General features: G+C 68.0%; 23 protein-coding genes. 13 read left to right on the forward strand and 10 right to left on the reverse strand.

The window, feature by feature from the left end:
• Window positions 1-220: 220 nt before the first annotated feature.
• Window positions 221-424 (reverse strand): cold-shock protein, encoded by a 204-nt coding sequence (locus tag RS901_RS21500; RefSeq protein WP_010811149.1) that lies wholly within the window; start codon window positions 422-424, stop codon window positions 221-223.
• Between the two features lie 420 nt (window positions 425-844).
• On the opposite strand from RS901_RS21500, the gene RS901_RS21505 reads away from it, so the two are divergent.
• The 3 genes from RS901_RS21505 to RS901_RS21515 all read left to right on the forward strand — a co-directional run bounded on the left by RS901_RS21505 (window position 845) and on the right by RS901_RS21515 (window position 4,897).
• The gene (locus RS901_RS21505) at window positions 845-2,221 is read left to right on the forward strand and encodes an NCS2 family permease (RefSeq protein ID WP_316155648.1); all 1,377 of its coding nucleotides are present in this window, start codon (window positions 845-847) and stop codon (window positions 2,219-2,221) included.
• 712 nt (window positions 2,222-2,933) lie between these two features.
• Complete coding sequence (locus tag RS901_RS21510) at window positions 2,934-3,404, forward strand: hypothetical protein (protein WP_316155650.1); 471 nt, start codon at window positions 2,934-2,936, stop codon at window positions 3,402-3,404.
• 125 nt (window positions 3,405-3,529) lie between these two features.
• A complete protein-coding gene (locus RS901_RS21515) occupies window positions 3,530-4,897 on the forward strand; it encodes a sigma-54 dependent transcriptional regulator (protein WP_316155653.1) in 1,368 nt (455 codons plus the stop codon).
• Between the two features lie 130 nt (window positions 4,898-5,027).
• On the opposite strand, the gene RS901_RS21520 is transcribed toward RS901_RS21515, so the two are convergent.
• The 3 genes from RS901_RS21520 to RS901_RS21530 all read right to left on the reverse strand — a co-directional run bounded on the left by RS901_RS21520 (window position 5,028) and on the right by RS901_RS21530 (window position 6,398).
• Window positions 5,028-5,417 carry a hypothetical protein gene (locus RS901_RS21520; RefSeq protein ID WP_316155656.1) on the reverse strand — a complete coding sequence of 130 codons (390 nt, stop codon included), beginning with the start codon at window positions 5,415-5,417 and terminating at the stop codon, window positions 5,028-5,030.
• A 146-nt stretch (window positions 5,418-5,563) separates the two neighbouring features.
• Window positions 5,564-5,791: a hypothetical protein gene (locus RS901_RS21525; RefSeq protein ID WP_316155659.1), complete on the reverse strand. Its 228-nt coding sequence runs from the start codon at window positions 5,789-5,791 to the stop codon at window positions 5,564-5,566.
• Between the two features lie 412 nt (window positions 5,792-6,203).
• Complete coding sequence (locus RS901_RS21530) at window positions 6,204-6,398, reverse strand: hypothetical protein (protein WP_235205753.1); 195 nt, start codon at window positions 6,396-6,398, stop codon at window positions 6,204-6,206.
• Window positions 6,399-6,501: 103 nt separating this feature from the next.
• Here RS901_RS21530 and RS901_RS21535 point away from each other — a divergent pair, with 103 nt between their 5' ends.
• Together RS901_RS21535 and RS901_RS21540 are read left to right on the forward strand one after the other, a co-directional pair.
• Window positions 6,502-7,575, forward strand: coding sequence for a YihY/virulence factor BrkB family protein (locus RS901_RS21535; RefSeq protein WP_316155666.1), 1,074 nt, complete (start codon window positions 6,502-6,504; stop codon window positions 7,573-7,575).
• A 173-nt stretch (window positions 7,576-7,748) separates the two neighbouring features.
• On the forward strand, window positions 7,749-9,350 hold the full coding sequence (locus RS901_RS21540) for a peptide chain release factor 3 (RefSeq protein WP_316155669.1): 1,602 nt from the start codon (window positions 7,749-7,751) through the stop codon (window positions 9,348-9,350).
• 90 nt (window positions 9,351-9,440) lie between these two features.
• On the opposite strand, the gene RS901_RS21545 is transcribed toward RS901_RS21540, so the two are convergent.
• A complete protein-coding gene (locus tag RS901_RS21545; protein ID WP_316155672.1) occupies window positions 9,441-11,621 on the reverse strand; it encodes a TonB-dependent siderophore receptor in 2,181 nt (726 codons plus the stop codon).
• Between the two features lie 351 nt (window positions 11,622-11,972).
• Between RS901_RS21545 and RS901_RS21550 the strand changes: the two genes are divergently transcribed.
• Window positions 11,973-13,220 (forward strand): MFS transporter, encoded by a 1,248-nt coding sequence (locus RS901_RS21550; protein ID WP_316155675.1) that lies wholly within the window; start codon window positions 11,973-11,975, stop codon window positions 13,218-13,220.
• 463 nt (window positions 13,221-13,683) lie between these two features.
• Complete coding sequence (locus tag RS901_RS21555) at window positions 13,684-14,622, forward strand: mechanosensitive ion channel family protein (RefSeq protein WP_316155678.1); 939 nt, start codon at window positions 13,684-13,686, stop codon at window positions 14,620-14,622.
• Here the strand turns inward: RS901_RS21555 and edd are convergent.
• Entirely contained in the window at window positions 14,619-16,466 is a 1,848-nt protein-coding gene (gene edd / locus RS901_RS21560) for a phosphogluconate dehydratase (protein ID WP_316155680.1), read from the reverse strand. The genes RS901_RS21555 and edd overlap by 4 nt on opposite strands.
• A gap of 228 nt (window positions 16,467-16,694) precedes the next feature.
• Between edd and zwf the strand changes: the two genes are divergently transcribed.
• From zwf to RS901_RS21585, 5 genes are read left to right on the forward strand one after another with little or no spacing between them, the layout of a single operon-like run.
• Complete coding sequence (zwf, locus tag RS901_RS21565; protein ID WP_316157267.1) at window positions 16,695-18,152, forward strand: glucose-6-phosphate dehydrogenase; 1,458 nt, start codon at window positions 16,695-16,697, stop codon at window positions 18,150-18,152.
• Between the two features lie 34 nt (window positions 18,153-18,186).
• Window positions 18,187-18,867 (forward strand): 6-phosphogluconolactonase, encoded by a 681-nt coding sequence (pgl, locus tag RS901_RS21570; protein ID WP_316155682.1) that lies wholly within the window; start codon window positions 18,187-18,189, stop codon window positions 18,865-18,867.
• A 36-nt stretch (window positions 18,868-18,903) separates the two neighbouring features.
• Window positions 18,904-19,917 (forward strand): glucokinase, encoded by a 1,014-nt coding sequence (glk, locus tag RS901_RS21575; protein WP_316155684.1) that lies wholly within the window; start codon window positions 18,904-18,906, stop codon window positions 19,915-19,917.
• A 2-nt stretch (window positions 19,918-19,919) separates the two neighbouring features.
• Window positions 19,920-20,633 carry a response regulator transcription factor gene (locus RS901_RS21580; RefSeq protein WP_316155687.1) on the forward strand — a complete coding sequence of 238 codons (714 nt, stop codon included), beginning with the start codon at window positions 19,920-19,922 and terminating at the stop codon, window positions 20,631-20,633.
• Window positions 20,633-21,961: a sensor histidine kinase gene (locus RS901_RS21585; RefSeq protein WP_316155689.1), complete on the forward strand. Its 1,329-nt coding sequence runs from the start codon at window positions 20,633-20,635 to the stop codon at window positions 21,959-21,961. The genes RS901_RS21580 and RS901_RS21585 overlap by 1 nt, the downstream gene beginning before the upstream one ends.
• Window positions 21,962-22,089: 128 nt before the next feature.
• Here the strand turns inward: RS901_RS21585 and RS901_RS21590 are convergent, their stop codons facing one another.
• Complete coding sequence (locus RS901_RS21590; protein WP_316155691.1) at window positions 22,090-23,025, reverse strand: 2-hydroxyacid dehydrogenase; 936 nt, start codon at window positions 23,023-23,025, stop codon at window positions 22,090-22,092.
• A gap of 385 nt (window positions 23,026-23,410) precedes the next feature.
• Here RS901_RS21590 and RS901_RS21595 point away from each other — a divergent pair, with 385 nt between their 5' ends.
• Window positions 23,411-23,866, forward strand: coding sequence for a YccF domain-containing protein (locus RS901_RS21595; protein ID WP_316155693.1), 456 nt, complete (start codon window positions 23,411-23,413; stop codon window positions 23,864-23,866).
• Window positions 23,867-23,870: 4 nt separating this feature from the next.
• Here RS901_RS21595 and RS901_RS21600 read toward each other — a convergent pair whose 3' ends face one another.
• Genes RS901_RS21600 through RS901_RS21610 form a run of 3 tightly spaced genes read right to left on the reverse strand, consistent with a single transcriptional unit; the run spans window position 23,871 to window position 26,237 of the window.
• Window positions 23,871-24,341 (reverse strand): MarR family winged helix-turn-helix transcriptional regulator, encoded by a 471-nt coding sequence (locus RS901_RS21600; protein ID WP_316155695.1) that lies wholly within the window; start codon window positions 24,339-24,341, stop codon window positions 23,871-23,873.
• Between the two features lie 44 nt (window positions 24,342-24,385).
• The gene (locus tag RS901_RS21605; RefSeq protein WP_035819113.1) at window positions 24,386-24,565 is read right to left on the reverse strand and encodes a hypothetical protein; all 180 of its coding nucleotides are present in this window, start codon (window positions 24,563-24,565) and stop codon (window positions 24,386-24,388) included.
• Window positions 24,555-26,237, reverse strand: a complete 1,683-nt coding sequence (locus RS901_RS21610) for an FAD-dependent oxidoreductase (RefSeq protein WP_316155698.1) — start codon at window positions 26,235-26,237, stop codon at window positions 24,555-24,557. The genes RS901_RS21605 and RS901_RS21610 overlap by 11 nt, the downstream gene beginning before the upstream one ends.
• Window positions 26,238-26,265 lie beyond the last annotated feature (28 nt).

Consider the following 26,265-nt stretch of genomic DNA (forward strand, 5'->3'; position numbering starts at 1 on the left):
CCGCGCAAGGCCAGGAGTGCTGGCGGTCGGCCGCATCGGCAGGGGAGCAAGAGCGGGGCGCCTGGCCGTTTGCGCGACCGGGGCAGGCGGGCCGGGATGTGATGAAGGTGGTGCAGGTAGCGCCGCCAGTGGCGCTATCCGCGCCTGAAAGCAAAAAACCCCGCCATCGGGCGGGGTTCTACGCTGTTCGGCGCGCACGGGGCGCGCCGGCAGTCAACGCTTACAGCGGGGTGATGTTCGCGGCCTGCAGGCCCTTCGGGCCATTCTTGACTTCGAACTGCACGCGCTGGTTTTCCTGCAGCGACTTGAAGCCGTCGGCGCGGATTTCCGAGAAATGGGCGAAGAGGTCGTCACCACCCGCGTCCGGCTTGATGAAGCCGAAGCCCTTGGCGTCGTTGAACCACTTGACGATACCGGTTTGCATGATTTGCTTTCCAGAAAAAGGACAAAAAACATCGCATGACGAAAAAACGTCATCCGACTCGGGGAACTCAAGGAAAGGACACCATGGACAACCGAAGTACCAGACGGTGGCTAACGAATGAACTGTTGCCTCGTCGCTTGAATCTAGGCGGCTTTATACGGGGGATTGCCGCAAGCGTCAAGCTGGGGGCGCCCCGCAACGTCCCGTTGGGCCGCTGGCTTCAGCGGTGCGCGCTGTGGGATCATCACGCCTTTTGCATATCGCTTATTCGCCTGTGCCATGGCGAAGCGGGGCTGACCTGCACCAGAGTACGCTTGCCGCACAGCGGAGCGTCGCAGGATGCTTCAGGCCGAAGCCAGCCACCAGCGGCCGCGCCGTCCTTGTCGCCGCGCACACGATAACGATATCAGGAGACCAGTCATGTCGATGCCGGAACCCGCTTCCAAGCCGGGCACGTCAACCGCCAATCCGCCGCACGGCCGGCCCCAGGCCGCGCCTTCGCTGATCGAGCGCCTGTTCCGGCTGCGCGAACACCAGACCGATGTGCGCACCGAGATCCTCGCCGGCGTCACCACGTTCCTGACGATGGCGTACATCATCTTCGTCAACCCGTCGATCCTGGGCGACGCGGGCATGCCGAAAGACGCGGTGTTCGTCGCCACCTGCCTGGCCGCGGCGATCGGCACGCTGATCATGGGTTTCTACGCGAACTACCCGATCGCGATGGCGCCGGGCATGGGCCTGAACGCGTACTTTGCCTATACCGTGGTGAAGGGCATGGGCTTTGCGTGGGAGGCGGCGCTCGGCGCGGTCTTTATCTCCGGCTGCCTGTTCCTGCTGGTGACGCTGTTCCGCGTGCGCGAGATGATCGTCAACGGCATTCCGCATTCGATCCGGGTGGCGATCACGGCGGGCATCGGCCTGTTCCTGGCGATTGTCGCGCTGAAGAACGCCGGCATCGTCACTGCCAGCCCGGCCACCCTGGTGACCATTGGCGACCTGCACCAGCCTTCGGCGGTGCTGGCGATCATCGGCTTCTTCGTGATCGTGGCACTGGACCACCTGCGGGTGAAGGGCGCGATCCTGATCGGCATCCTGCTGACCACGCTGCTGAGCTTTGCGTTTGCCGGCAATACCTTCCACGGCGTGTTCTCCGCGCCGCCGTCGCTCAGCCCGACGCTGTTCAAGCTCGATATCTCCGCCGCGCTGTCGATTGGCATCATCAACGTGGTGCTGGTGTTCTTCCTGGTGGAACTGTTCGACGCCACCGGCACGCTGATGGGCGTGGCCAACCGCGCGGGCCTGCTCAAGGCCGGGAAAATGGACCGGCTGAACAAGGCGTTGATGTCAGACAGCACCGCGATCATGGCGGGCTCGTTCCTCGGTACGTCTTCCACCACGGCCTATATCGAAAGCGCGTCCGGCGTGCAGGCGGGCGGGCGCACCGGACTGACGGCGGTGACGGTGGCCGTGCTGTTTCTCGCGGCGTTGTTCATCGCGCCGCTGGCCGGCACGGTGCCGGCCTATGCCACCGCGCCGGCGTTGCTGTATGTGTCCTGCCTGATGTTGCGCGAGCTGCTGGAGGTCGACTGGAACGACGTCACCGAAGTCGTGCCCGCGGTGATGACCGCGCTTGGCATGCCGTTCACGTACTCGGTCGCCAACGGCGTAGCGTTCGGCTTTATCAGCTACGCGGCGCTCAAGCTGCTGACTGGCCGCGCACGCAGCGTGCCCGTGATGGTGTGGATCATCGCGGCGGTGTTCATCTTCAAGTTCTACTACCTGCCGGGGCATTGAGCGCGCCAGCCGGCATGCGATGAAGGAAGGGCGGCCAGGGCCGCCCTTTTTCCATGGTGCGCCGCTGTCATGATATTGCCATCGTGATGCTGGGCGGTGCCGCAGCGCCGTCCCGCATCCGTCAGCCGTACCCGTTTCTGCGTACCGCGCAAGCGGGCCCAAAGGCCGGGCGTACCTGTTTCTGCGTGACAGTCCGCCACGCCCTCGCGGCATGCGGCACGGCTTGCCATTCCCGCGGAGACGGGGTCGTCATCACCCGTTCGGGGGTGTGAAAGCGTACCCGTTTCTGCGTAGCATAGGTGCAAACATTGGCCGCTGGGAATGTGCCCGAAAGGGGTGTGGTCGCAGGCCGGCGGCTAGTGTGCGCGCGGCCTCATACCAAAGTATGAGATTGGCTGTAAGTCATCCACGCGGGGCTGGACAAAGTGCCCCAAATGCACTGAACTATAGGCGTGGCAAAGAGGGGCGCGGCAAGGCGCCCCTTCTTGACTCCGGTGCATGCGGCAGGATGTCGGAGCCAACCGAGAGCGCTTGAGCGCCGTTCGCCAGTCGGGGGACATTTCGGACCAGACCGTCAACAAGGCGGCATAGCCACCATCCGGGAGCGTGCGGGAAACACGCGCGCCACGCAGACAAAAAAACTAGTTCAAAGACTGACAAGTGGTAACCGCAGACGTGTAGTGCCGGGGGATGTTGTTCAACGGGGATTATCATGACCGCAGGAGAGATCCGGCGACCCGCCATCGGGCCTGTCAGGGAGACTAATAACCGCTCCATCCGATCCATCCATCATGCCTGGGCTGCCGTGGGGGAAGCCGCAGGCGAAGCGCCCAGCAAGCGGGCAGTCCAAGAGGGCGCGACGGCCGACGTGGCCGCCCTGCTTGCCGAAGACAACGAACTCAGCGACAGCGCGCGCGCGGCCGTGGCCAACCTGCTGCGCCGCCATCGCCTGCTCGAGGGCGAACTGGCACGCCAGCGCACGCTGCTGCAGGAATGGATCCTGAGCCAGCTGACCTACAAGACGCTCTACTACCAATACTCCGGCCAGTCGCCGCAGGCGCCGCGCCTGGAGTTGATGCGTGAAAAGGAGACTGTGCGGCGGCGTATCCGCGATCAGCTCCAGGCAGGTGCGGACTATCTTGCCGCGCCCGATGAGCAACTCCGCAGTCTGTCCAGCTCGTGATACCGACGTCGCGCGCGGGTGCGTGCCCGCAGCCAGTTCAGCCCCACCGTCCGCCGCGGCCGCACGCCGCGACGGCGGACACGGGTGCCGGAACCAAAAACAAGCCTAACGTCCGGGAGATCGTGATGGACCGACTGTGCAAGGCGTCACGCACTGCACAGATCGTGGTCGTGTCGCGTCATGAAGATTTTGGTTTTGACCCGTCAGGCACAGCCACGGGATGGGAAATCCGCCGGGTCCAGCAGATTCGCGACCTCGAACGCGTGGTGCGGGCCTGCCCGCCCATGGCCGGCGTGATCGACCTGCAGTCCGACTACAGCGATGCCGAGTTCGCGCAGCTCGAACAGGCACTGCAGTACCTGCATATTACGTGGGTGGCCATCACCTCCGATGAAATGCTGGCGCAGGAGCGCGTGCGCCGGCTGATCCGCGACTACTGCGTCGACTACGTGCGCATGCCGTTCTCGATGCCAGAGTTGCTCTACACGCTCAAGCATGCGCAGGGCATGGCATCGCTGCACGGCGCGCGCCCGCAGGAGACCGCCTCGCGCGGCACCATGATCGGCGAGTGCGCGGCCATGCGGGCGATGTTCCGCTCGCTGACCAAGGTGGCGCACAATGAGGCACCGGTGTTCATTTCCGGCGAGTCCGGCACCGGCAAGGAACTTGCCGCGCAGGCGATCCACGATGCCTCGAGCCGGCGCAAGGGACCGTTCATCGCCATCAACTGCGGTGCGATTCCGTCGCACCTGGTGCAGTCCGAGCTGTTCGGGTATGAAAAGGGCGCATTCACCGGCGCCAACCAGCGCAAGATTGGCTGGATCGAGCAGGCGCAGGGCGGCACGCTGTTCCTGGACGAGATCGGTGACCTGCCGCTGGAAAGCCAGGTGGCGCTGCTGCGTTTCCTGCAGCAGGGCATGATCACCCGCCTGGGCGGACACCAGTCGATCCCGCTGAACCTGCGCATCATCTCGGCCACGCACGTGGACCTGGTGGCGGCACAGGCCGACGGGCGCTTCCGTTCCGACCTGTTCCACCGGCTGTGCGTGCTGACGCTGACCATCCCGGCGCTGCGCGAGCGCGGCGAGGACATCCTGCAGCTGGCCAACGCGGTGCTGACCGAGCACGGGCACGAGGCGCACCGGCGCATTCGCGGCTTCTCGGCCTGCGCAACGCAGGCAATGATGCAGTACGCGTGGCCGGGCAACGTGCGCGAACTGATCAACCGCGTGCGCCGCGCCATCGTGATGACCGACAACCGCAAGATCACCGCCGAAGACCTGCAGCTGCATGGCGGGGCGGAGCTGCCGCGCAAGACCCTCGACGCGATCCGCGAAGAGGCCGAGCGCGAGGCCATCCGCACCGTGATGGCCAGCCACGGCTTTCACGTGGTGCCGGCCGCGCGCGAACTCAATGTCTCGCGCGTGACGCTGTACCGGCTCATGCACAAGCACAACATTCGCGTGGAGAGCCAGCCGACGGCGGGCGAGTAAACGGTTGGCGGTTGGCGGGCCTCAGCCGGCGCAGGTTGCCGGTGCCCGGGCGCAATCCCAGGCGCCGCAGGAAAGGGGAACAGGCGACGTCCGCTCGCCGGTTCCGCCTTTCCTCGTGCCCGTCGGCACGTCAGCGCACCACCGCAAGGGGCTGGCTGGCCCCGGACCCGCCGCTGGCCGCATCCATCGGCTCGGCGGCAAGGTTCATGCTGAGCTTGCCGCGCGGATGGCGCGGCGGCCCGTTCTCGATTTGCTGGCGCCACGGCACGATCGCGCCGCGCTCCGGTTTGTCGCGCGCTTGCCGCCCTGGCGTTGGCATGGCGGCACCGGACGAGGTGTCCGGCGATAGCTGCAGTTCCCCCCAGGCCCAGCCAAAGCCGCGCACGTAGACATCATTGCTGACCACCGCGTGGCTGTTGGCGCTGGCCGCTTCGGGGCGGTCGAACCAGGCATAGCTTGCCGCCGCGGCGCTGGTTGAGAACACCGCCAGCACCGTGGCGGCAAGTATTCCGGCTGTCATGGTTGGTGCCTCCCTGTGGAAAAAACGGTGCCCGCCGGGGGACGGAGCACCAAATCCGCGCGGGCACGCTGGCTCGCGTGCCCGTCATCATTCTGTTTGCGGCGCCAGCCTGCCGCGAATTCCTGCGTCGCCGATGCTGCCTGCGGTCACGCGCGCCGCTTGCCCGCGTGGCGCCGGAAGGCAGTCCTGGCGGCAACCCCCTGCCTTGCCGTCGCTGCGCAGCCCGTGCCTTGCGCGGCTGGCGCGGCGGGCGGCGTGCGCGCACGCGGATGGGGCAACAGCGGCGACGACAGCAGATCCACCACCGACGGCGGCGGACCTGCGAGCCGGTAGGAGCGCCGGCGCGCTGTCATGCGTGATGGCGGATGACGCATGGCTGGGTTTTCTCCTGCATGCAATGACGGGTTCAACGGACACGGGCGCATGTGCCCCTGTCCAGCCTGAGCGACAAGTGTGCCAAGGGCCGCAAAGGCTTATGCCACGCGGGTTTGCGGCGGGCGGGGCGAGCGCGGGCAGGCTCCAGGGCGCGGTGGCAGACCAATCGGTTTCGCCGCTGCAACGCGCCCTGCGCACGGCGGGGCGCGTGATGGACGCGCTGGTGCGGCGCAGGGTGCCCGTTGCGTACGCAGGGTGCGGCATAACGCGATGCGCCACGCCCGCAGGCGCGGTCTTGCAACGCGTTGCACGACTGAAACCGGCGTTGCAGCGGACACGGCCCGGCAACACCTGCGCCGGCCGATGGGTCACGCAGAAACGGGTACGCCCCGGTCAGTGCCTGCAGCGCCGTCAGCGTGGCTGCCCGGATGCCGGCGCGCCTGGTGTGTCGGCGGGATTGAGCGTGGCGGGCGCGCCCGGGGTGGCGCTGGCCGCCGTGCCGGAAATAGGCTTGGGGCCCGGCTGGCTGCGTTCGCAGCCGGCGCAGCCCAGCATCCCGATGATCAGTAGCACGGCCGCTGGGCGCGTGCGGAGGTTGCAGGTCACGGTGCCTCCTTGCGCCGGCGCGCGGGCACGGGTTGCGCCGGCAGGTGTGCCTCGTCCTACTGTAGCAGGTTGCCCCCCGTGCGCCGGTTTGGGGCAGCGCCTGATGCGCAGTATGATGAACGCACGGGCCCTCGCCGCACAGACCGTGACGCGAAGGCATGCGCAACGCACCCGCGATCCGCCTGGCGCATCGCGCCAGCACCAGGCCGTGACCGACAACACCGAACGCCCGTCCACTTCCGCCGGCAGCGCGCCGCCACAGCCCCGCCGGCACCGCCCGCACTGGCTGCCGGACCGCCATACCGGCACGCGCACCCTGCGCGTGGTCGCCGCCGCCATCAACTCCTGGTTCGCGCATCGGGCGGCCAGCAAAGGGGCGGCGCTCTCCTTTTATATGCTGTTCTCGCTGGCGCCGATCCTGGTGCTGGTGATCTCGATTGCCGGCCTGTTCTTCGGCGCCGAGGCGGCGCGCGGCGAGATTTTCTCGCAGCTTGAAGGCCTGGTGGGCGAGCAGGGCGCCGCGGCCATCCAGCAAATCCTGGCGGCCACGCACCGCGCCGGCGGCAGCGGCATGGCGGCGCTGGTGGCGACGGGCATCCTGCTCGTGGGCGCCACCAGCGCCTTTGCCGAGCTCAAGAGCAGCCTGGACGACATCTGGCATGTACCGGTGCCCGCGACCGCGGGCTGGCAGCAACTGCTGCGCACGCGCCTGCTGTCGTTCAGCCTGGTGCTGGTGCTGGCCTTCATGCTGCTGGTGTCGCTGATCGTCAATGCGGCGCTGGCCGTGGTGGAGCGCCTCTGGGGCCAGTTGTGGACGCAGTCGTGGTTCGCGCCGGTGGCCGATATGATTTCCACCGCCTTTTCCTTTGCCGTGGTGACGGCGCTGTTCGCGGTGATCTTCAAGATGCTGCCAAACGCGCGCATTGCCTGGCGCGACGTCACCATGGGCGCGGTCATCACCGCGTTGCTGTTCTCGATTGGCAAGCGGCTGATCGGCCTGTACCTGGGCAACAGCGCCGTGGCCTCGTCGTACGGGGCCGCGGGCTCGGTGGTGGCGCTGATGCTATGGGTGTATTACTCGGCACAGATCTTCTTTTTCGGCGCGGAACTGACGCGCCAGTACGCGCTGCAGTTCGGCAGCCTGCGCGGCAAGCCGGCGGATAAGCTGGCGGAATAACTTGCCGAGCCTGGCCGTCACAAACCCGGAGCAGTGCCCAAAACCGGTAAAATAGCGCCCCATTCCCTTCGCGTGCCCGCAGAGCCCGGCCCCGCCATCGCCTGCGGGCGCTGCCGGCCCTGGCCCGGCCGCCCGCCGGGCCATCCAATATTTCCCAGTCAAACTCCGCTGCCGTGAGCTCGCTCGTTTCTGAAATTGCGCGTCGACGCACCTTTGCCATCATCTCCCACCCCGATGCGGGCAAGACCACCCTGACCGAAAAGCTGCTGTGGTTCGGCGGCGCCATCCAGGTCGCGGGCGAAGTGCGCGCGCGCAAGGCCGACCGCCACGCCACCTCGGACTGGATGGAGCTGGAAAAGCAGCGCGGCATCTCGGTGACCTCGTCGGTGATGCAGTTCCCCTACCGCCGGGAGACCGCCGATGGCAAGGCGCAGGAGAACATCGTCAACCTGCTCGACACCCCGGGCCACGAAGACTTCTCTGAAGACACCTACCGCACGCTGACCGCGGTGGACTCGGCGGTGATGGTGATCGACTCGGTCAACGGCGTGGAAGCGCAGACCATCAAGCTGCTCAACGTCTGCCGCCTGCGTGACACGCCCATCCTCACCTTCATCAACAAGCTCGACCGCGAAGGCCGTTCGCCGATCGAGCTGCTCGACGAGATCGAGGAGGTGCTGCAGATCCAGTGCGCGCCGATGACCTGGCCGATCGGCATGGGCAAGGCCTTCCGCGGCGTGTACCACCTGATCGACGACAAGGTGCAGCTGTTCGATCCGCACGGCGAGAAGGGCACGGCCGCGATCCTGGAGGGGCTGGACAACCCGGAGCTGGACCGCATCCTGGGCAGCCAGGCCGAAGAGCTGCGCATCGAGATCGAGCTGGTGCGCGGTGCCTCGCACACCTTCGACAAGGACGCGTTCCTCAACGGCAAGCAGACCCCGGTCTACTTTGGTTCGGCCATCAACAACTTCGGCGTGCAGTCGCTGCTGGATGCGCTGTGCGAGCTGTCGCCGCCGCCGCTGGCGCGCAACACGGATTCGCGCGTGGTCGAGCCGCAGGAGCCCAAGTTCACCGGCTTCGTCTTCAAGATCCAGGCCAATATGGATCCGCGCCACCGCGACCGCATCGCTTTCGTGCGCGTGTGCTCGGGCCGTTTCGAGCGCGGCATGAAGCTGCTGCACGTGTCCGCCGGCAAGACCGTGGCGATCAACAACGCCATCACCTTCATGGCGCAGGACCGCAACACCACGGAAGAAGCCTACGCCGGCGACATTATCGGCGTGCCCAACCACGGCACCATCCGCCTGGGCGATGTCTTCACCGAGGGCGAGCCGCTAAAGTTCACCGGCATCCCGTCGTTCGCGCCGGAGTTCTTCCGCCGCGCACGCCTGAACAACCCGCTCAAGGTCAAGCAGCTGCAGAAGGGTTTGCAGCAATTGGCCGAGGAGGGCGCCACGCAGATGTTCCGCCCGCTCGCCTCTAACGACCTGGTGCTGGGCGCGGTCGGTATCCTGCAGTTCGACGTGGTCGCGCACCGGCTCGAGCATGAGTACGGCGTCGATGCCATTTTCGAATCGCATGAATGCGCGACCGCACGCTGGCTCAAGGGCGCGCCCGCGGAGATCGAAAAGCTGATCGCCAAGGCGGGGCATAACGTGGCGCTCGATGGCGCGGGCGACCATGTCTATCTGGCGCCGAGCATGGTGAACTTGCGGCTGACGCAGGAGCGGTTCCCGGAGCTGCAGTTCCTGGAGACGCGCGAGATCGTTTAACGATCCCATCGCTGAACATGCAAAACGGGTCGCCATGGCGACCCGTTTTTGCATTCCTGAGGGGGCAGGGCGGTGGCGCTAAACTGCGCCTCAATATGCCAGCGACGCCTGAATATAGAACGTCCGCGGCATCCCCACATACTTGCCCGCATTGTTGTCCGTCGAGCGCGTGAAATAGCGCTTGTCGAACACGTTCTTCACCCCAACCGCCACCTTCAGATTCTGCGCCGACTTGCCGAAGTCATAGCCCAGCCGCATGTTCAGCAGCGCATAACCCGGGATATCGCCCAGCGCACCGTTTGCGCTTTCCGCCGTCTGGTAGTTGGTCGACGTGCTCGGATCGCCCGGCGAATGCTGCTTCGACTGCGCAAAACCATCGACATTGAGCGCCCAGCGGTTGCGCGCATAGCGCATGCCTAGGGTAGCCACGTGGCGCGAATAGAACGGCAGGTCGCGCCCGGCGAAGTTGCCCTGGTTGTAGGTGGCTTCGGTGAAGGTGTAGGTCGCGTACGCCGACAGGCCGGCCAGCGATTTGTCGAGCGCGCCAAAGTCATAGCGCAGCGACGATTCCACGCCGCGGTGGGTGGTGGCGCCGAGGTTGGTCCACGCATCCGGCGCGCCGCCGGTGCCGCCGCGCAGCTGCAGCTCGTCGTCGAAATCGATATTGAACAGCGTCAGCTCGCCGCCCCAGCCGTTGGCGTTGAAGTGCGTGCCGACCTCATACGTCTTGGCCTTCTCGGGCGTCAGGCCGTTGGTGGTCTGCGCGATCTGGAAGTACTGCAGCGGCCCGAACGAGACGCCGGCATTGGCAAACAGCTTCCACTGGTCGCTGACGTGGTACATCACCGCCAGCGATGGCAGCGGCTCGTTGGACGAGACGTCGTTGCGCGCGCCGCTGAAGTTGTCGGTCACGTACGACCGGATGAACTCGTAGCGCAGGCCCGGCGTGATGGTCCAGCTGCCGACGTTGATGGTGTCGTCGATATAGACCGCATTGGCGGTGGTGCCACCCGTGCGCGACTGGTACACCGGCGACGGCAGCGTGGTGGGGTCGATGGTGCCCGGGGTGTAGAACAGCGTGCGCGATGCCTTTTCGTCGCTGGCTTCGCGCAGGAAGCGGTAGCCGACGCTGACCTCGTGGCTCATGCTCTCGCCGCGGAACAGCTGCGAGTAGCGCGGCTCGATCGCGAACGTATGGTAGTTGCGCGGGGCCGCGGTCAGGCGGCGCAGGTTGGCCTGCGCGCCGGTGCCTTGCTGCTCGATATTGCTGCCGCGGAAGCTGTCGGTGTAGTACGTCAGCACCTCGAACTTGCGGTTGTTGTCGTTGTGGCCGTACTTCAGGCTGAAGTCGCTGCGGCGGCCGTCGAAATTGTCGTAGGGCCGCACCGACTGGAACGGGTCGGCCGCATACTGGGCCGAAGACAGGCCGCCGGGCATGCCGGCCCTGCCCTCGTAGTAGTGGACGGCCGCGCTCAGTTCATCGGTGTTCGAGATCCGGTACGCGCCCTTGAGCATCAGGTCGTCGATATTGACGTGGTCGTTGCTCTCGCGATAGCCGTTGCCGTGGATGCCCGAGTACAGCAGCGCGCCGCCCAGGCCGTTGTCGTTGGTGCCGCCGATGAATGCTGTGGGGTTGGTCTTGACGCCGCCGCCGTGGCTGTAGATGTCGGTCGATACCGATGCATCGGCCGCAAACAGCTTCGGGATCGGGCGCGTCACGAAGTTGATGATGCCGCCCACGTTCTGCGGGCCGTAGCGCACCGAGCCGGCGCCGCGCACCACGTCGATGGTCTCCAGGTTGCCCAGCGACAGCGGCGCCATCGAGAGCTGCGGCTGGCCATAGGGTGCCACCGCCAGCGGCACGCCGTCCATCAGGATGGTCGAGCGCGGCGACAGGCGCGAGGCCAGCCCGCGCACGCCCACGTTGAGCGACACATCGCTGCCGCCGGTGCCATTGTTCTCCTGCACCTGCACGCCCGGAATGCGGCGCAGCACCTCGCGCACATTGTTGGCGCCGGCTTCCTGGAAGGTCTCGCGGTCGACGATGGTACGCGCGCCGGGGTGCTCCAGCACCTTGGCCTCGTTGGCGTTTTCCAGCCAGTTGCCGACCACGGTGACGGTGTTCAGCGTGGCTTCGGGGTTGGCGGCAGGCGCGGAGGCAGGTGCAGCAGCAGGTGCGGGATCAGCGGCGTGGGCCGGCGGGGCGGCAAGCTGGGCGAACAGCAGGGCGGCGCCGATGGCACCCCCGGAAAGGCGGAAAGCGGGCTGCAAGATGAGATTCCTGAAAAGCAGCGCGTTCCGCAAGCCAGGGAGGGACGTCGTGGGCGGCCGCGCCAATGGGCCGCGATTATAAATGCGAATGATTCTCAAAAGCGAGGCGGCCAGTACCCGGCGTTGGAGCACTGTGGTTTCTGTGCATCAATGTGCAGACATTCGGACACTTAAAAGAGAGGAATTGCCGACACTGTTCCCGGCGGGTGTGCGCGTGTGGGCATCTGTATGCAGGTATTCAGCAGGCGCTTTAGAATCTTGCCTTTGTGCACTGCAAAGGCTGGCGTGGCGTCCTCAATGGCACGGCGGCGCCGGGCGGTGCGCAGCCATCTCCGCCGCCCTCCCACATCCATGTCTTCCCCTGCCACCGTCCCGGCCGCCGCGCCGGACAGCGTCTTCGGTGACGCCGTTTTCCGCCGTTACTGGTTCGCACGCCTGTGCACCACGATTGGCTACCAGATCTTTACGGTGGCGGTCGGCTGGCAGATGTATGACCTGACCCGCGACCCGCTGATGCTCGGCATGGTCGGGCTGGTGCAGTTCCTGCCGTCGGTGGTGCTGATCCTGATGTCGGGGCACGTGGCCGACCGCTTCGACCGGCGCCGCATCGTGCGCACCTGCCAGGCGATCGAGGCGCTGCTGGCCGCCGGCATGGCGGTGGCCAGCCTGAGCGGCTGGATCGGCAGCCATCACATCTTTGTCTTCGTCGCGCTGATCGGCGCCACGCGCGCGTTCGAGACCCCCACGCTGCAGGCGCTGCTGCCCAGCGTGGTGACGCCGCGCCAGTTGCCGCGCGCGGTGGCGCTGGCCAGCTCCGCCGGGCAGGCCGCCATCATCATCGGCCCGGCCATCGGCGGCTTTGCCTACGTGGCCGGGCCGGGCGTGGTCTATGGGCTGAGTGCCACGCTCTTTGCCATTGCCGCCGTGCTGGTAAGCGGCATCACGCTGCGCCAGGCCGCGCAGCGCCTGACCGCGCCGGTCAGCGTGCGCACGGTGTTTGCCGGGTTTGCCTATATCCGCAGCCGCCCGGTGCTGCTGGGCGCGATTTCGCTGGACCTGTTCGCGGTGCTGCTGGGCGGCGCCGTGGCGCTGCTGCCGATCTACGCGCGCGACATCCTGCACACCGGGCCGTGGGGCCTGGGGCTGCTGCGTTCGTCGCCGGCAGTCGGCGCGCTGGTGATGGCGCTGTGGCTGGCGCGCCATCCGCTGAACCGGCGCGCCGGGCGCATCATGTTCGGCGCGGTGGCGCTGTTCGGGGTGGCTACCGTGGTGTTCGGCGTATCGACCTGGCTGCCGTTGTCGATGGTGGCGCTGGTGGTGCTAGGGGCGTCGGACATGATCAGCGTGGTGGTGCGCTCGACCCTGGTCCAGCTCGACACCCCGGACGACATGCGCGGGCGCGTCGGCGCCGTCAATTCGGTGTTTATCGGCGCCTCGAACCAGCTGGGCGAGTTCGAGTCCGGCGTCACCGCGGCATTGCTGGGCCCGGTGGGCGCGGTGATCCTGGGCGGCGTCGGCACGCTGCTGGTGGTGGCGCTGTGGATGCGGTTCTTTCCTGCGCTGGCCGCGCGCGACCGGCTGCACGACCATCCTGCCTGACCCGTTGCCGGGGCAGGGCAGGGAGCGTACCCGTTTCTGCGTCCCTGCCGATGCCCGGACGGCGGTCTCGCCGACCCCCTTCGCCAACTTTCGTCGCTGAAAGTTGTGCTGCACAGCTGGCCCGCCGCACCAGGCCTGGCCTGGCTGCCCCTGGTCCCTCCCTCGCTCGGATTTTTCTGATCCACCGCCAGCCTTGATTGCACAAGGGCTGGCGCGCCGGCACGCAAGCGCATGCCGCAATCGCCGGAAACCAAATCCCGCCTTGCTTGTCCCCTTCACTGTATTGCCGTGCCGGCATTGTCGGTGATCGTCTGACATCGCGCCTGCAACCTGCAGCAATTTGTCAAGCGGGAAGTTCTTCGTCAGGCGCCTGAGTGCGACCTGGCAGCCCGCTGCTGCACGCAGAAACGGGTACGCAGCACCGCCTGTCTCTTCCATAACAACCGCAAACGGAGCCGCTCCCATGGACCTCAACTTCATCGATGCCAACAAGCTGGAGGCGGGCTGGACCTACCTGGTCCAGTTCGCCATCAACCAGGGCATGAACTGCCTGGCAGCCATCCTGATCCTGATGGCCGGCTGGTGGCTGTCGGCCCGCGTGGCCCGGGCGGCCCGGCGCGCGCTCAGCGGCACGCACGTGGACGAGACCATGCGCCCGCTGCTGGCCAACGCGCTGCAATGGATGGTGCGCGTGCTGACCATCGTGTTGGTGCTGTCGCAGTTCGGGGTGCAGACCGCCAGCATCATCGCCATGCTGGGTGCGGCGGGCCTGGCCATCGGGCTGGCGCTGCAGGGCACGCTGCAGAATATTGCCGCCGGCATCATGCTGGTGCTGCTGCGGCCGTTCCGCGTAGGCCAGTACATCGATGCACAGGGGGTGGCCGGCACCGTGCGCGAGACCGGTCTCTTCATGACCGAGCTGACCACCTTCGACGGCGTCTGCCTGCGCGTGCCCAACGGCAAGCTGTGGGGCAGCGCCATCACCAACTACAGCGAGAACGCCACGCGGCGCGCGGACATCGAGGCCACGGTGACCTTCAACAGCGATGTGCAGCGCAGCCTGGAAGCGCTGCGCGCGATGCTCGCGCGCGAGCCGCGCCTGCTGGCCGAGCCCAAGCCCGAGACCATGGTGGTCAACTACACGCAGCAGGGCATCACGCTGAATGTGCGCTACTGGACCTCGAATGATGACTACTGGAACGTGCGTTTCGCGTTCTACGAGCGCATCAAGCACGTGCTGGAACAGGCCGGCAGCAAGCTGGCGGTGCCGATCCAGGAATTGCACGTGCCGGGCGCCGCCTCGGTGCCGGGTGCGGTGAAGGTGGCCGACAGCGCGCCAGCGGCGGGCGCGCCGCACCCGGCCGGCGCGGCGCCGCGCCAGCCGGTGCAGCACCTGAGCTAGCGCTGCAGATTGTTTTCGTCGCCCTCGTCCGAAAACAGCGTGCAGGCACCGCTTTCCGCAGTGCTGACATGGCGGCGGAAGGTGGCGAACAGGTCGCGGCCCACGCCGTGGCGATTGGCGCTCAGGTCCGGACGGGCAGGCGCGCGCGCCTGCCATTCGTCATCCGGCACCAGCACGTCGAGCACGCCAGCGGGCGCATCCACGCGCAGCATGTCGCCGCTGCGCACGCGCCCGATCGCGCCCCCGTGCAGCGCCTCGGGGCAGACATGGATGGCTGCCGGCACCTTGCCCGACGCGCCCGACATGCGCCCGTCGGTCACCAGCGCCACATGGAAGCCGCGGTCCTGCAGCACCGTCAGCGTGGGCGTGAGCTTGTGCAGCTCGGGCATGCCGCACGAGGCCGGGCCCTGCCACGGCAGCACCGCGACAAAGTCGCGCTCCAGCTCGCCGCGCTTGAATGCGTGCAGCACATCGTCCTGGTGCTCGAACACGATCGCCGGTGCCTCCACCACCTGGTGCTCGGCCTTGACCGCCGAGGTCTTGATCACCGCGCGGCCAAGCTTGCCGTCCAGCACCTTGATGCCGCCGTCCGGGGCAAAGGGCGCGTCGGCGCCACGCACGATGCTGTCATCGAGCGGCGCGGCCGGGCCGTCGATCCACGTCAGCTTGCCGTCGCGCAGCACCGGCTCGCGCGTGTAATCCTGCAGCCCGCGGCCGACGATGGTGGTCACGTCGTCATGCACCAGGCCCAGCGACAGCAGCCCGCGGATCACCACGGGCAGCCCGCCGGCGGCCTGGAACTGGTTCACGTCGGCCTTGCCGTTCGGGTACACGCGCGCCAGCAGCGGCACCACGGCCGAGAGCTCGTCAAAGTCGTCCCAGCCCAGCACGATGCCGGCCACGCGCGCCATCGCGATCAGGTGCAGCGTGTGGTTGGTGGAGCCGCCGGTGGCCAGCAGCCCGACGATGCCGTTGACGAAGGCGCGCTCGTCCAGCACCTCGGCCACCGGCGTATAGCGCTCGCCGCCGTGCACCAGCTTCAGCGCCTGGCGGGCGGCCTCGCGCGTGAGCGCCTCGCGCAGCGGCGTGTTGGGGTTGACGAAGGCCGTGCCCGGCAGGTGCAGGCCCATCATTTCCATCAGCATCTGGTTGGAATTGGCGGTGCCGTAGAAGGTGCAGGTGCCGGGGCCGTGATAGGAGCGGGTCTCGGCCTCGAGCAGTTCCTTGCGGCCGATCTTGCCTTCGGCGTAGAGCTGGCGTGTGTGTGCCTTTTCGTCGTTGCTGATGCCGGTGGTCATGGGCCCGCCCGGCACGAAGACGGCCGGCAGGTGGCCGAACGACAGCGCGCCCATCACCAGCCCGGGCACGATCTTGTCGCACACGCCCAGGTACAGCGCGGCATCGAACATCTGGTGCGATAGCGCCACCGCCGTGGCCAGCGCAATCACATCGCGCGAGAACAGCGACAGGTCCATGCCGTCCTGGCCCTGCGTGACGCCGTCACACATCGCGGGCGTGCCGCCGGCAAACTGCGCGGTGCCGCCGGCCTCGAGCGCCGCTTCCTTGAGCCACTGGGGGAAAGCCGCCAGCGGCTGGTGCGCCGACAGCATGTCGTTGTAGGCCGAGACGATCGCCAGGTTGGGCCGCTCGTCGGCCTTCAGACGGATCTTCGCGGCGTCCGGCATGGCAGCCACCGCATGGGCCAGGTTGGTACAGGAAAGCTGCGCGCGTTCGACCTTCTGCCCGGCCATGGCGCGGGTGCGGTCAAGGTACGCCTGGCGCGAGGCGGCGCTGCGGGAGACGATGCGGGCGGTGACCCGCTCGAGCACTGGATGACGTGGCATGGGGTTCTCCTGCGGGGGAGCTTTCAGCCTAGCGCACTTTGCCGCGTACCGCACGCTGCCCTGACCGGTGCACGCAGAAACGGGTACGCTTTGGGCCCGGGCCATGCATTTGCCACGGCATGTGCCGCGGCCTGCGCCTCGCCAAGCGGGGGCGAGTCACGTAAACTTGCCACCATGCAAACCCGCCCATGGCGGGTCCTCAACCGCACAAGGAGTCCCAGGGTGAGCATGCCTGATTTCGACATGGTGCTGTTCGGCGGCACCGGCGACCTGGCGCGGCGCAAGCTGCTGCCTTCCCTGTTCGATGCGCACCACGCCGGCCTGCTGCATTCGGCCGCGCGCATCCTCGCCACCGGCAGCCAGCCGCTTTCGACCGCGGACTACCTCGCCTTGCTGGAGCAGACCGTGCGCCCCGGGCTGGCCCATGCGCCGCCCGAGTCATGGGACAAGTTCTGCACGCGCATTGTCTACGTGCAGGCCGACGCACGCGTGCCAGCGCATTTCGATGCGCTCGCGGAGCAGGTGCTGGCACGCAAGCCTGAAGTGGTGGTGTGCTATCTCGCCACCGCGCCGCACCTGTTCGTGTCGATCTGCGAGCAGCTGGCACGCGCCGGCCTGAATACGTGCCAGGCGCCCAACGTGCGCATCGTGCTGGAAAAACCGCTGGGGCATGACCTCGAATCCAACGAGGCGATCAACTCCGCAGTGGCGAAGTACTTCGCCGAAGAGCAGATCTACCGCATCGACCATTACCTGGGCAAGGAGTCGGTGCAGAACCTGATGGCGATCCGCTTCGGCAACGCGCTGTTCGAGCCGCTGTGGCGGCGCGAATGGGTGCAGGACGTGCAGATCACCATCGCCGAAGAGCTGGGCGTGGAAACGCGCGGCGACTTCTACGACCGCACCGGCGCGCTGCGCGACATGGTGCAGAACCACCTGCTGCAGCTCTTGTGCATGGTGGCGATGGAGCCGCCGGCCAGCCTCAGCGAAGATGCCATCCGCGACGAGAAGATCAAGATCCTGAAGGCGCTCAAACCGATCACTCCGCAGGACGTGGCCGAGAAGACCGTGCGCGGCCAGTACCGCTCCGGTGCCATCGGCGGCAAGCCGGTGCCGGGCTACCTGGAAGAAGCGGGCATCGCGCCCGACAGCCGCACCGAGACCTTTGTCGCGATCAAGGCCGAGATCGCCAACTGGCGCTGGGAAGGCGTGCCGTTCTACCTGCGTACCGGCAAGCGCATGCAGTCCCGCGTGGCCGAGATCGTGATCCATTTCCGCGACGTGCCGCACGCGATCTTCCCGCGGCCGCTGACGCTGTCGCCGCAGAACCGGCTGGTGATTCAGCTGCAGCCGGAAGAAAGCATCCGCCTGTACTGCCTGGTCAAGCAGCCCGGCGACACGCTGGAGCTGACGCCGACCTCGCTCGACCTGGACTTTGCCAACTCGTTCAAGGTGCGCCGCGCCGGCGCCTACGAACGGCTGCTGCTCGACGTGATCCGCGGCCGGCTGGGCCTGTTCGTGCGCCGTGATGAACAAGTGCAGGCCTGGCGCTGGGTCGAACCCATCATCGACACCTGGGAGGCCAGCACCGTGCCGCCCAAGCCCTATACCGCCGGCACCTGGGGGCCGGCCGCGTCGTCGGCGCTGATGTCGCGCGACAACGGGCTGTGGCACGAGGAAGCCTGAGCCATGCGCCCGCAGAATCGCAAAGGAAACCATCATGCGCCAGTTTGAACATCCCACCCCGATGGACCAAGCGGAGGCGCTGGCCATCTCCATCGGCAATGCGCTGGAGCTGGCCATCCGCGTCAAGGGCTGGGCCGTGCTGGCGGTCTCGGGCGGACGCTCGCCGGTGGCGATGTTCGAGCGGCTGCGCCACCGGCACGTGCGCTGGGAAGCGGTGACCATCACGCTGGTCGACGAGCGCGTGGTACCCCCTGACCACGCGGACAGCAACGCCGCCCTGGTGCGCGCGCACCTGCTGCGCGAGGCCGCTGCCAGCGCCGCCTTCGTACCGCTGATTGCCGATGCGCAGGACGTTGCTGCGCCGGCACAGGCGGTGGCGCGGGCCAACAGCCCATTCCGCCAGCCCGACGTGGTGGTGCTGGGCATGGGCGAGGACGGCCATACCGCCTCGCTGTTCCCGGATGCGCCCGAACTGCAGAGCGCGCTGAGCGAGCCGCAGCCCGGCTACGTGATCACGCACCCGTCAGTCGCGCCGCATGCCCGCATCACGCTGAACCTCGCGGCGCTGCTGGCCGCCGAGCGCGTGTTCCTGTCAGTGTCTGGCGCAGCCAAGGCCGAGGTGCTTGAACGCGCGCTGCAGGGACCTGCGTCGTCGTTGCCAGTCAGCCTGGTGCTGTCACGGCACCGGCACGGGCTTGACGTGTTCAAGACCTGACAGACCTGATTCCCAAGAGGAGCGATACCCGACGCCATGGCCACCACTGCATCCTCCTGCGCTGACTTCCCCCGCCTGCTCGCCGATGTGGGCGGAACCAATGTGCGCTTTGCACTGGAAGCCGCACCAATGCGGATCGGCCCGGTGACCGCGCTGAAGGTGGCCGATTTCCCGTCGCTCGAAGCGGCCCTGCGCCAATTTCTCGACGGCCTGGCCGCGTCGGGCAAGCCCGTGCCGCGCCACGCGGCAATCGGCCTGGCCAACCCGGTGACCGGCGACCAGGTCCGGCTGACCAACCACAACTGGTCGTTCTCGATCGATGGCATGCGGCGCGCGCTCGGGCTGCAGACCCTGGTGGCCATCAACGACTTCACCGCGCTGGCGCTGGCCCTGCCGCACCTGCCTGCCGACGGGCTGGTGCCCGTGCGCGCCGGCACCGCGGTGCGCACCGCGCCGCTCGCGCTGGTCGGGCCGGGCACCGGGCTGGGGGTTTCCGGCCTGGTGCCGGCGCCGGGCGGACCAGCCGTGGCGCTCGCCGGCGAAGGCGGCCATATCGAGCTGATGCCCGACACTGACGACGAATGGGTCGCCTGGCGCGCCGCCCATTGCAACTTCGGCCGGGTGTCGGCGGAGCGGCTCCTGTGCGGCAGCGGCTTGTCGCATATCCATGCCGCGCTGGCCGCAGAAACGGGTACGCTTTTGCTTGCGCCGCTGCTGCCGGAGCAGGTCACCACCGGCGCCTTCGAGCGTCACGACCCGCTGTGCCAGCGCGCCATGGCGGTGTTCTTCGGCCTGCTCGGCTCGGTTGCGGCCGACATCGCCCTGGTGCTGGGCGCACGTGGCGGGGTCTACCTGGGTGGCGGCATCCTGCCACGCTTCGTGCCGGCGCTGCAGGCCTCGGCCTTTGCCGAACGCTTCGTCGCCAAGGGCCGCATGCGCGGCTGGCTGGAGGCCGTGCCGGTCCATGTCATCACCGCCAGCCACCCCGCGCTGCCGGGACTGGCGCGCGCACTGGCCGAGCGGCTCGACGGCTGCGGCGGGAACGCATAGCCATGCGCGTGCTGCTGGTGGAAGACGACGCCATGATCGGCGACAGCGTCAAGCTGGCGCTGCGCCAGGAAGGCTTTACCGTCGACTGGGTGCGCGACGGCGACGCGGGCCTGGCCGCGGCCAGCACCGCGCAGGGCGGCCAGGCGTGCTATGACCTGATCCTGCTCGACCTCGGCCTGCCGCGGCGCCCGGGCCTCGACGTGCTGCGCAGCTTGCGCGCGCGCGGCGTGCCGACGCCGGTGCTGATCCTGACCGCGCGCGATGCCGTCGCGGACCGTGTCGCGGGGCTCAATGCCGGCGCCGATGATTACCTGGTCAAGCCCTTTGACCTGCAGGAACTGGCGGCGCGCATGCACGCGCTGGCACGCCGCGCCGCCGGTCGGGCGGAACCTCTGGTCAGCTATGGCGACATCGTGCTCAACCCCACTACCCGCGAGGTCACCCACCGCGGCGAGCCGGTGCGCCTGTCGGCGCGCGAGTTCGCGCTGCTGTCCGCGTTGATGGCGCGGCCCGGCAAGGTCTGGTCGGTGCCGCAATTGCAGGAGCGGCTGTACGGCTGGGACGATGAAGTCGGCAGCAATACCGTCGAGGTCTATATCCACGCGCTGCGCAAGAAGTTCGGCGCGGCGCTGATCCGCAATATCCGCGGCGTGGGCTATGTGGTGCCGCGCCTGGACGGGGAAGCGTCGTCCGCAGGCGAAGGAGACACCCCCTGATGCGCTCCATCCAGCGAACCCTGCTGTGGTGGCTGGCCGCGGGCCTGCTTGCCGGCATCGCCGTCGCCACGGCGCTGATCTACGGGCAGGCGCGGCAGGAAGCCAACGCGCTGTTCGACTACCAGATGAAGCAGATGGCCGCGGCATTGCCCAGCCAGTTCGCCGACCCGGTGGCGCCGCCTTTTCTGGGAGCGCCCGACGACCTGGCCCACGCCGACGAGGATGTGGTCATCCATATCTGGGACGGCTCCGGCCGCAGCTTGTACCTGTCGCATTCGCACCCGGCGCTGCCCGCGCGTGCGGAGCTGGGCTTTTCCAATGTGACCACGCAGCAGGGCGAATGGCGCCTGTACAGCATGCAGCTCGGACCCACCGTGGTGCAGATCGCGCAGCCGATGAGCGCGCGGCGCACGCTGGCCGCGCGCATGGCGCTGCGCACCGTGGCGCCGCTGCTGTTGCTGCTGCCGTTGCTTGGCTGGCTGGTGTGGATGGCCGTGGGGCGCGGCCTGCGCCCGCTGCGCGAAATCGCCACGGAGGTGCGCGCGCGCGACGCCAACACCCTGGCGCCGCTGGCCGTGCGCCAGATGCCGGACGAGATCGCTCCGCTGAGCGCGGCCCTGAACCAGCTGCTGGCGCGGCTCTCGCACGCCATCGACACCCAGCGCGCCTTTGTCGCCGACGCCGCGCACGCCCTGCGCACGCCGCTGGCCGCGCTGCAGTTGCAGGCACAGCTGGTGGAGCGGGCTGAGAACGGCGCAGCGCGTGACGAAGCGATCGGCAAGCTGCGCCAGGGGCTGGAGCGGCTGACTCACCTTGTTGCGCAGTTGCTGACGCTGGCACGGCAGGAGCCGGGCGCGGCCATTCCCCCGCACGAACCGGTGGAGCTGCACCAACTGGCCGCAAGCGTGGTCGCGGAAATGGCGCAGGCCGCGCTGGATCGCAATATCGACCTTGGGCTGGACGGCAGCGAGGACACATCGCCGGCGGTGGTGCGGGGGGATGTGGATGCGTTGCGCATCCTGCTGACCAACCTGCTGGATAACGCGCTGGCTTATATCCCTGCCGGAAGCCGTATCGATGTGCTGGTGGGTCGCAGCGCCGATGGGCGCGCGGTTGAACTGGTGGTCAGCGACAACGGGCCGGGGATCCCCGCTGAAGAGCGGGCGCGTGTGTTTGACCGGTTCTATCGGGTGGCGGATGCGCCGACCGGCGGGAGCGGGCTGGGGCTGGCTATCGTGGCGGAGATTGCCCAGTCGCATGGGGCGCGGGTGGTGCTGGAGGATGCGGGGCCGGGGTTGCGGGTGAGGGTGGTGTTTGGGGCCGGGTAGGTCTCGAGCTGCTGGTTGGGCTGTTGTCCGCCCGGACAGAAAGTAAGTCGCCGGCTACGCCGGCGAAACAGCCCACGCATGCCAAGAGCGACGACGGCGTACCGTTGGCCAATGCAAAAGCTTGCCCCTCACCCCACCGGCGTCAACAACCCCTCCCCCACAAAATGCCGCCGCGCATTCTCCAGGAACTGCGTCACGGACGCCGTGATGGCCTCCGGCGACCAGCCAGCCACATGCGGCGTCAGCACGACGTCAGGACAGTCGAACAACTCCGCCGGCGGCGCCGGCTCGCTCTCATAGACATCCAGCCCCGCCCCCCCCAGCTTGCCAGCGCGCAGCGCTGACGCCAGCGCCTCGGTATCCACCACGCTGCCGCGCGCGATATTGACGAGGAACCCGGCCGGCCCCAGCGCCGCCAGCACGCTTGCATCGACCAGGTGCCGCGTACCGGCCCCGCCCGGCGTGGCGATCACCAGGTAGTCCGCCCACGCGGCCAGCGCCCCAATGCTGTCGAAGTACCGGTACCCCGCGTCTTCGCGCGGCTTGCGGTTGTGATAGCCGATCTCGAGGTCGAAGCCCTCGCCGCGCCGGGCGATGCGACGGCCGATGGTGCCCAGCCCGACGATCCCCAGCCGCTTGCCCGAGACATTGGGCCGCAGCGGCAGCGCGGTGCGCCAGGTGCCCGCGCGCGTGGCCGCGTCCAGTTGCGGCACGGCGCGCACGGTCGCCAGCAGCAGCGCGAAGGCGTGGTCGGCCACGCAGCTGTCGTTGGTGCCGGCGCCATTGGCCACGGCGATGCCGCGCGCGCGGGCGTGGGCCACGGCGATGTTCTCGAAGCCCGCTCCCAGTGCGCACACCAGTTCCAGTGCCGGCATCGCGTCGATCTCCGCCGCGGTCAGGCCGGTGGAGCCGATGGTCAGTACCGCGCGGATGCGTTCGCCCTGCGTGGCGATCTGCGCGGCGCGGCCTTCGGCGTCTGGCGCGTAGAGGATCTCGAATCGTTCGGCAATGGCGTCGCGGTGGTGGGTAGCGACCTGGGTCAGGATCAGCAGCGTGGGCTTCATGGAGGGACAGCGGAATAGGCGGTGGAGTCGGAGAAGGGTGACAGCGTGTTGGATGCACCTGGAGTCCGTCACGCGGATAGCGGGCCGGCGTCACATTCTATCGCTGCGGCGTCGGGCTTGCCGAAGGCGCCAGCACGCGCGGAGGCACGCAGAAACGGGTACGCTTTGCCTCCGCGAGCCGGTTGCGCGATGAGTCTTCCGGCGTAATATGTGCCTATAACAAGGCCGGAACGCGTCTCCCGAAGGCCCCGCGACGCCGTTCTGCCGGTCCCGGCGAGGCACGCAGAAACGGGTACGCTTTGCTGCCACGACCCCCTCGCTGCGATGCCGGCACAACACCATTGCGTATCATGCGTGTTCTCTTCCTCACTCGTGAAAGAACGGCATGCGCGCAATCGGCAACTTCCTCTGGTTCATCCTTGGCGGCGTGGTCATGGGCCTGGCCTGGTGGCTGGCCGGGCTGCTGGCCTTTATCTCGATCATCGGGATCCCCTGGGGCAAGGCCTGCTTCGTGATCGGCACTTTCACCTTCTTCCCGTTCGGCAAGCAGGCCATCAGCCGGCGCGAGCTGACCGGGCGCGACGATGTCGGCACCGGTGCGCTGGGGCTGGTCGGCAACGTGCTGTGGTTTATCTTTGCCGGCGTGTGGCTGGCCATCGGCCACGTGATGGCGGCGGTCGCCAACTTTGTGACCATCATCGGCATCCCGTTTGCGATCCAGCACCTGAAGCTGGCCGGCATTGCGCTGGCGCCGATCGGCCAGACTGTGGTCACCAATGAAGTGGCCGACGCCGCGCGCCGCGATGGCGCACGCATGCAGGTGGACAACCTGCGCCGCTGACGGATCAGGCGCCGGCGTCTTCGGCGCCGTCTTGGTCCTGCTGGCCGGCGTGCGCGACCAGCCGGTCGAGCAGGCTGCCCAGCAGCGCCTGTTCGGCGTCACTCAGGCAGCCGAAGATCTCCGCATTGCGCCTGGCGATCATCGCGATCGCCTGCCGGTACAGCGGCTTGCCCTGTGCAGTCAGTGACAGCACCACGCCGCGCCCGTCGGCCTCGCTGGCCTCCTTGCTGACCAGCCCGCGCGCCACCAGCGCCTGCGCCGAGCGGCTGGCCTGGCCCTTGGTCAGGTTGGCGCCCTGCGCCAGCTCGTTGACCGACAGCGGCGCAAAGGCGCCGATCGCGGCCAGGCAGCGGCCCTCGCTGAGCGGCAGGCCGCATTGCTCCAGGTAGGCGGCGGCGCTGTCCTTGTCGCTGAGCTTGTTGACCTGGTGCAGGCGGTAGGTCAGGAACTGGTCGAGGCGTGGCAGTGGCTTCATGGCGTGTCCTTGTCAGGCGTCGGCATTCTCGTGTCCTATGTTCCCTATTGCTGGCTGTGCGCCTCGGCTTCGTCGATCAGCGCCAGCACCGGCGCCAGCGCCTCCTGCCGGCTCATCAGGCCCAGGCACACCATTGCCAATAGCAGCGGGGTGCGCGCTTCGCCGGCACGGCCCATGGCCTCGCACAGGCGGGTGTAGGCGAGGTCGAGGTCTTCAGCTTGCATGGCGGGCTCCGGTTTGCATCAGGGGGGCGAGGGTGGTGCGCACGGCGTCCCATGATGGTTCGCGCCAGCGAGCCAGGACATAGCCATCGGGGCGGATGAGGTAGAGCGTTCCTGGTTGTGCGCCGTAGCGGGTGTGGGCCTGGCCGGCGACGTCGGCCAGCGCCGTGGCGCCGGCCACGTTGCCGCCGGTGACCACCACGTGTGCCTGAATGGCGTCCGGATGCGCGTGCGCAAACGCGGCCAGTGGCCCGGGCAGCGTGGGCGCATCGCTGAAGTACAGCAACGTGAACCGTTGCCCGAAGCATTGCGTGAGGTGCGCGACCCCGTCGGGGCCTGCCACGCGCATTTCCGGCGCGGGCATGCCGGGCGCGGCGCCAGGGCAATCGTCGCCAAAGTCGCTGGGACCGTTCAACGCCGAATCCGTATAGGCGATCGGTGCCGACTGCCGCGGATTGATCAGCGAACGCACCGCGGGCTGGTGCTGCGCCAGCCGCAGCGTGGCTTCGCGCATCAGCCGGAAGGCGAAGTCGGGCGGTGCCATGAACTCGGTGCTCTTGGCGCCGTAGGCGATGTTCTGCCGCGTGGCATGCACGCGTTCGGTCGAGTAGGAATCAAGCAGGCTGTCAGGCGCCTGGCCGCGCAGCACCCACGCCAGCTTCCAGGCCAGGTTGCCGGCATCGTCCAGCCCGGAGTTGAGCCCGCGCACGCCAAAGATCGGCACCAGGTGCGCGGCGTCGCCGGCAAACAGCACGCGGCCGTGGCGGTAGTCCTGCAAGGTCAGGCACTTGGCGTTGTAGATGGAGATCCACAGCGGCCGCCACGGCTCGTTCTCGCCGATCATGTCGAGGTGGCTCTGCACGCGCGGCAGCACGTTCTCCGGCTTGACGGCTTGGTCGGGGTCTTCGTCGTCGCGGATCTGGTAGTCGATGCGCCAGACATCGTCGGGCTGGCGGTGCATCAGGATGGTCGATCCGGGATTGGACGGCGGGTCGAACCAGGCCAGCCGCTCCACCTCGCGCTGCGTCTTCTGCACGATATCGACGATCACGTAGCGGCCTTCGTACTGGGTACCTTCCATGCGCAGGCCCAGTTGCTCGCGCACGGTGCTGCGCCCGCCGTCGCAGGCCACCAGCCATTGCGCGTCGACCTGCACCACGCCTTCGCCTGTCTGGATCTCGGCCACGACGCCGCTGCCGTGCTGGCGCACTGCCTGCACGCGCGCGCCGAAGCGCACGTCGGCCGGCGCCGTGCCGTGCAGCGCGGCGTCATGGGCGAAGGCCTCCAGGTAGTACTGCTGGATATTGACCATCGGCGCGAAGCGCTCGCCGGGCTCGCTGGGCATGCGGAAATGCAGCACCTCGGCATCGCGGTAGTAGCTGCGCCCGCCCACCCAGGGCAGGCCGGTTTCGACGGTGGTGCGGTCCGCGCCCACCCAGCCGAGGATCTCCAGTGAACGCCGCGCCATGCAGATGGCCCGGCTGCCGGCGCAGTAGCCGTCGTCGGCTTCCACCACCAGCGCGGCAATGCCCTGGCGCGCCAGCAGCGCGGCCAGCGTCAGGCCGACCGGGCCGCCGCCGGCAATCAGTACCGGCACGCGCTGCGGCCATGGGCGCGATGACGAGGGCGGCGGCGCCGGTGGCACGGCCGCGTGGGGTGCGGTGGAGTCTGGCATGGCGGGGTTGTGGTGTCTCTGCGATGTA

It is taken from the genome of Cupriavidus sp. BIC8F, assembly GCF_032465815.1.
Taxonomy (GTDB): domain Bacteria; phylum Pseudomonadota; class Gammaproteobacteria; order Burkholderiales; family Burkholderiaceae; genus Cupriavidus; species Cupriavidus necator.

What these genes read in the sequence shown, in the direction of transcription:
- RS901_RS21500 (WP_010811149.1), bottom strand. Translation starts at nt 424, where the DNA reads ATGCAAACCGGTATCGTCAAGTGGTTCAACGACGCCAAGGGCTTCGGC.
- RS901_RS21505 (WP_316155648.1), top strand. Translation starts at nt 845, where the DNA reads ATGTCGATGCCGGAACCCGCTTCCAAGCCGGGCACGTCAACCGCCAAT.
- RS901_RS21510 (WP_316155650.1), top strand. Translation starts at nt 2,934, where the DNA reads ATGACCGCAGGAGAGATCCGGCGACCCGCCATCGGGCCTGTCAGGGAG.
- RS901_RS21515 (WP_316155653.1), top strand. Translation starts at nt 3,530, where the DNA reads ATGGACCGACTGTGCAAGGCGTCACGCACTGCACAGATCGTGGTCGTG.
- RS901_RS21520 (WP_316155656.1), bottom strand. Translation starts at nt 5,417, where the DNA reads ATGACAGCCGGAATACTTGCCGCCACGGTGCTGGCGGTGTTCTCAACC.
- RS901_RS21525 (WP_316155659.1), bottom strand. Translation starts at nt 5,791, where the DNA reads ATGCGTCATCCGCCATCACGCATGACAGCGCGCCGGCGCTCCTACCGG.
- RS901_RS21535 (WP_316155666.1), top strand. Translation starts at nt 6,502, where the DNA reads ATGCGCAGTATGATGAACGCACGGGCCCTCGCCGCACAGACCGTGACG.
- RS901_RS21550 (WP_316155675.1), top strand. Translation starts at nt 11,973, where the DNA reads ATGTCTTCCCCTGCCACCGTCCCGGCCGCCGCGCCGGACAGCGTCTTC.
- RS901_RS21555 (WP_316155678.1), top strand. Translation starts at nt 13,684, where the DNA reads ATGGACCTCAACTTCATCGATGCCAACAAGCTGGAGGCGGGCTGGACC.
- edd (WP_316155680.1), bottom strand. Translation starts at nt 16,466, where the DNA reads ATGCCACGTCATCCAGTGCTCGAGCGGGTCACCGCCCGCATCGTCTCC.
- zwf (WP_316157267.1), top strand. Translation starts at nt 16,695, where the DNA reads ATGCCTGATTTCGACATGGTGCTGTTCGGCGGCACCGGCGACCTGGCG.
- pgl (WP_316155682.1), top strand. Translation starts at nt 18,187, where the DNA reads ATGCGCCAGTTTGAACATCCCACCCCGATGGACCAAGCGGAGGCGCTG.
- glk (WP_316155684.1), top strand. Translation starts at nt 18,904, where the DNA reads ATGGCCACCACTGCATCCTCCTGCGCTGACTTCCCCCGCCTGCTCGCC.
- RS901_RS21580 (WP_316155687.1), top strand. Translation starts at nt 19,920, where the DNA reads ATGCGCGTGCTGCTGGTGGAAGACGACGCCATGATCGGCGACAGCGTC.
- RS901_RS21585 (WP_316155689.1), top strand. Translation starts at nt 20,633, where the DNA reads ATGCGCTCCATCCAGCGAACCCTGCTGTGGTGGCTGGCCGCGGGCCTG.
- RS901_RS21590 (WP_316155691.1), bottom strand. Translation starts at nt 23,025, where the DNA reads ATGAAGCCCACGCTGCTGATCCTGACCCAGGTCGCTACCCACCACCGC.
- RS901_RS21595 (WP_316155693.1), top strand. Translation starts at nt 23,411, where the DNA reads ATGCGCGCAATCGGCAACTTCCTCTGGTTCATCCTTGGCGGCGTGGTC.
- RS901_RS21600 (WP_316155695.1), bottom strand. Translation starts at nt 24,341, where the DNA reads ATGAAGCCACTGCCACGCCTCGACCAGTTCCTGACCTACCGCCTGCAC.
- RS901_RS21605 (WP_035819113.1), bottom strand. Translation starts at nt 24,565, where the DNA reads ATGCAAGCTGAAGACCTCGACCTCGCCTACACCCGCCTGTGCGAGGCC.
- RS901_RS21610 (WP_316155698.1), bottom strand. Translation starts at nt 26,237, where the DNA reads ATGCCAGACTCCACCGCACCCCACGCGGCCGTGCCACCGGCGCCGCCG.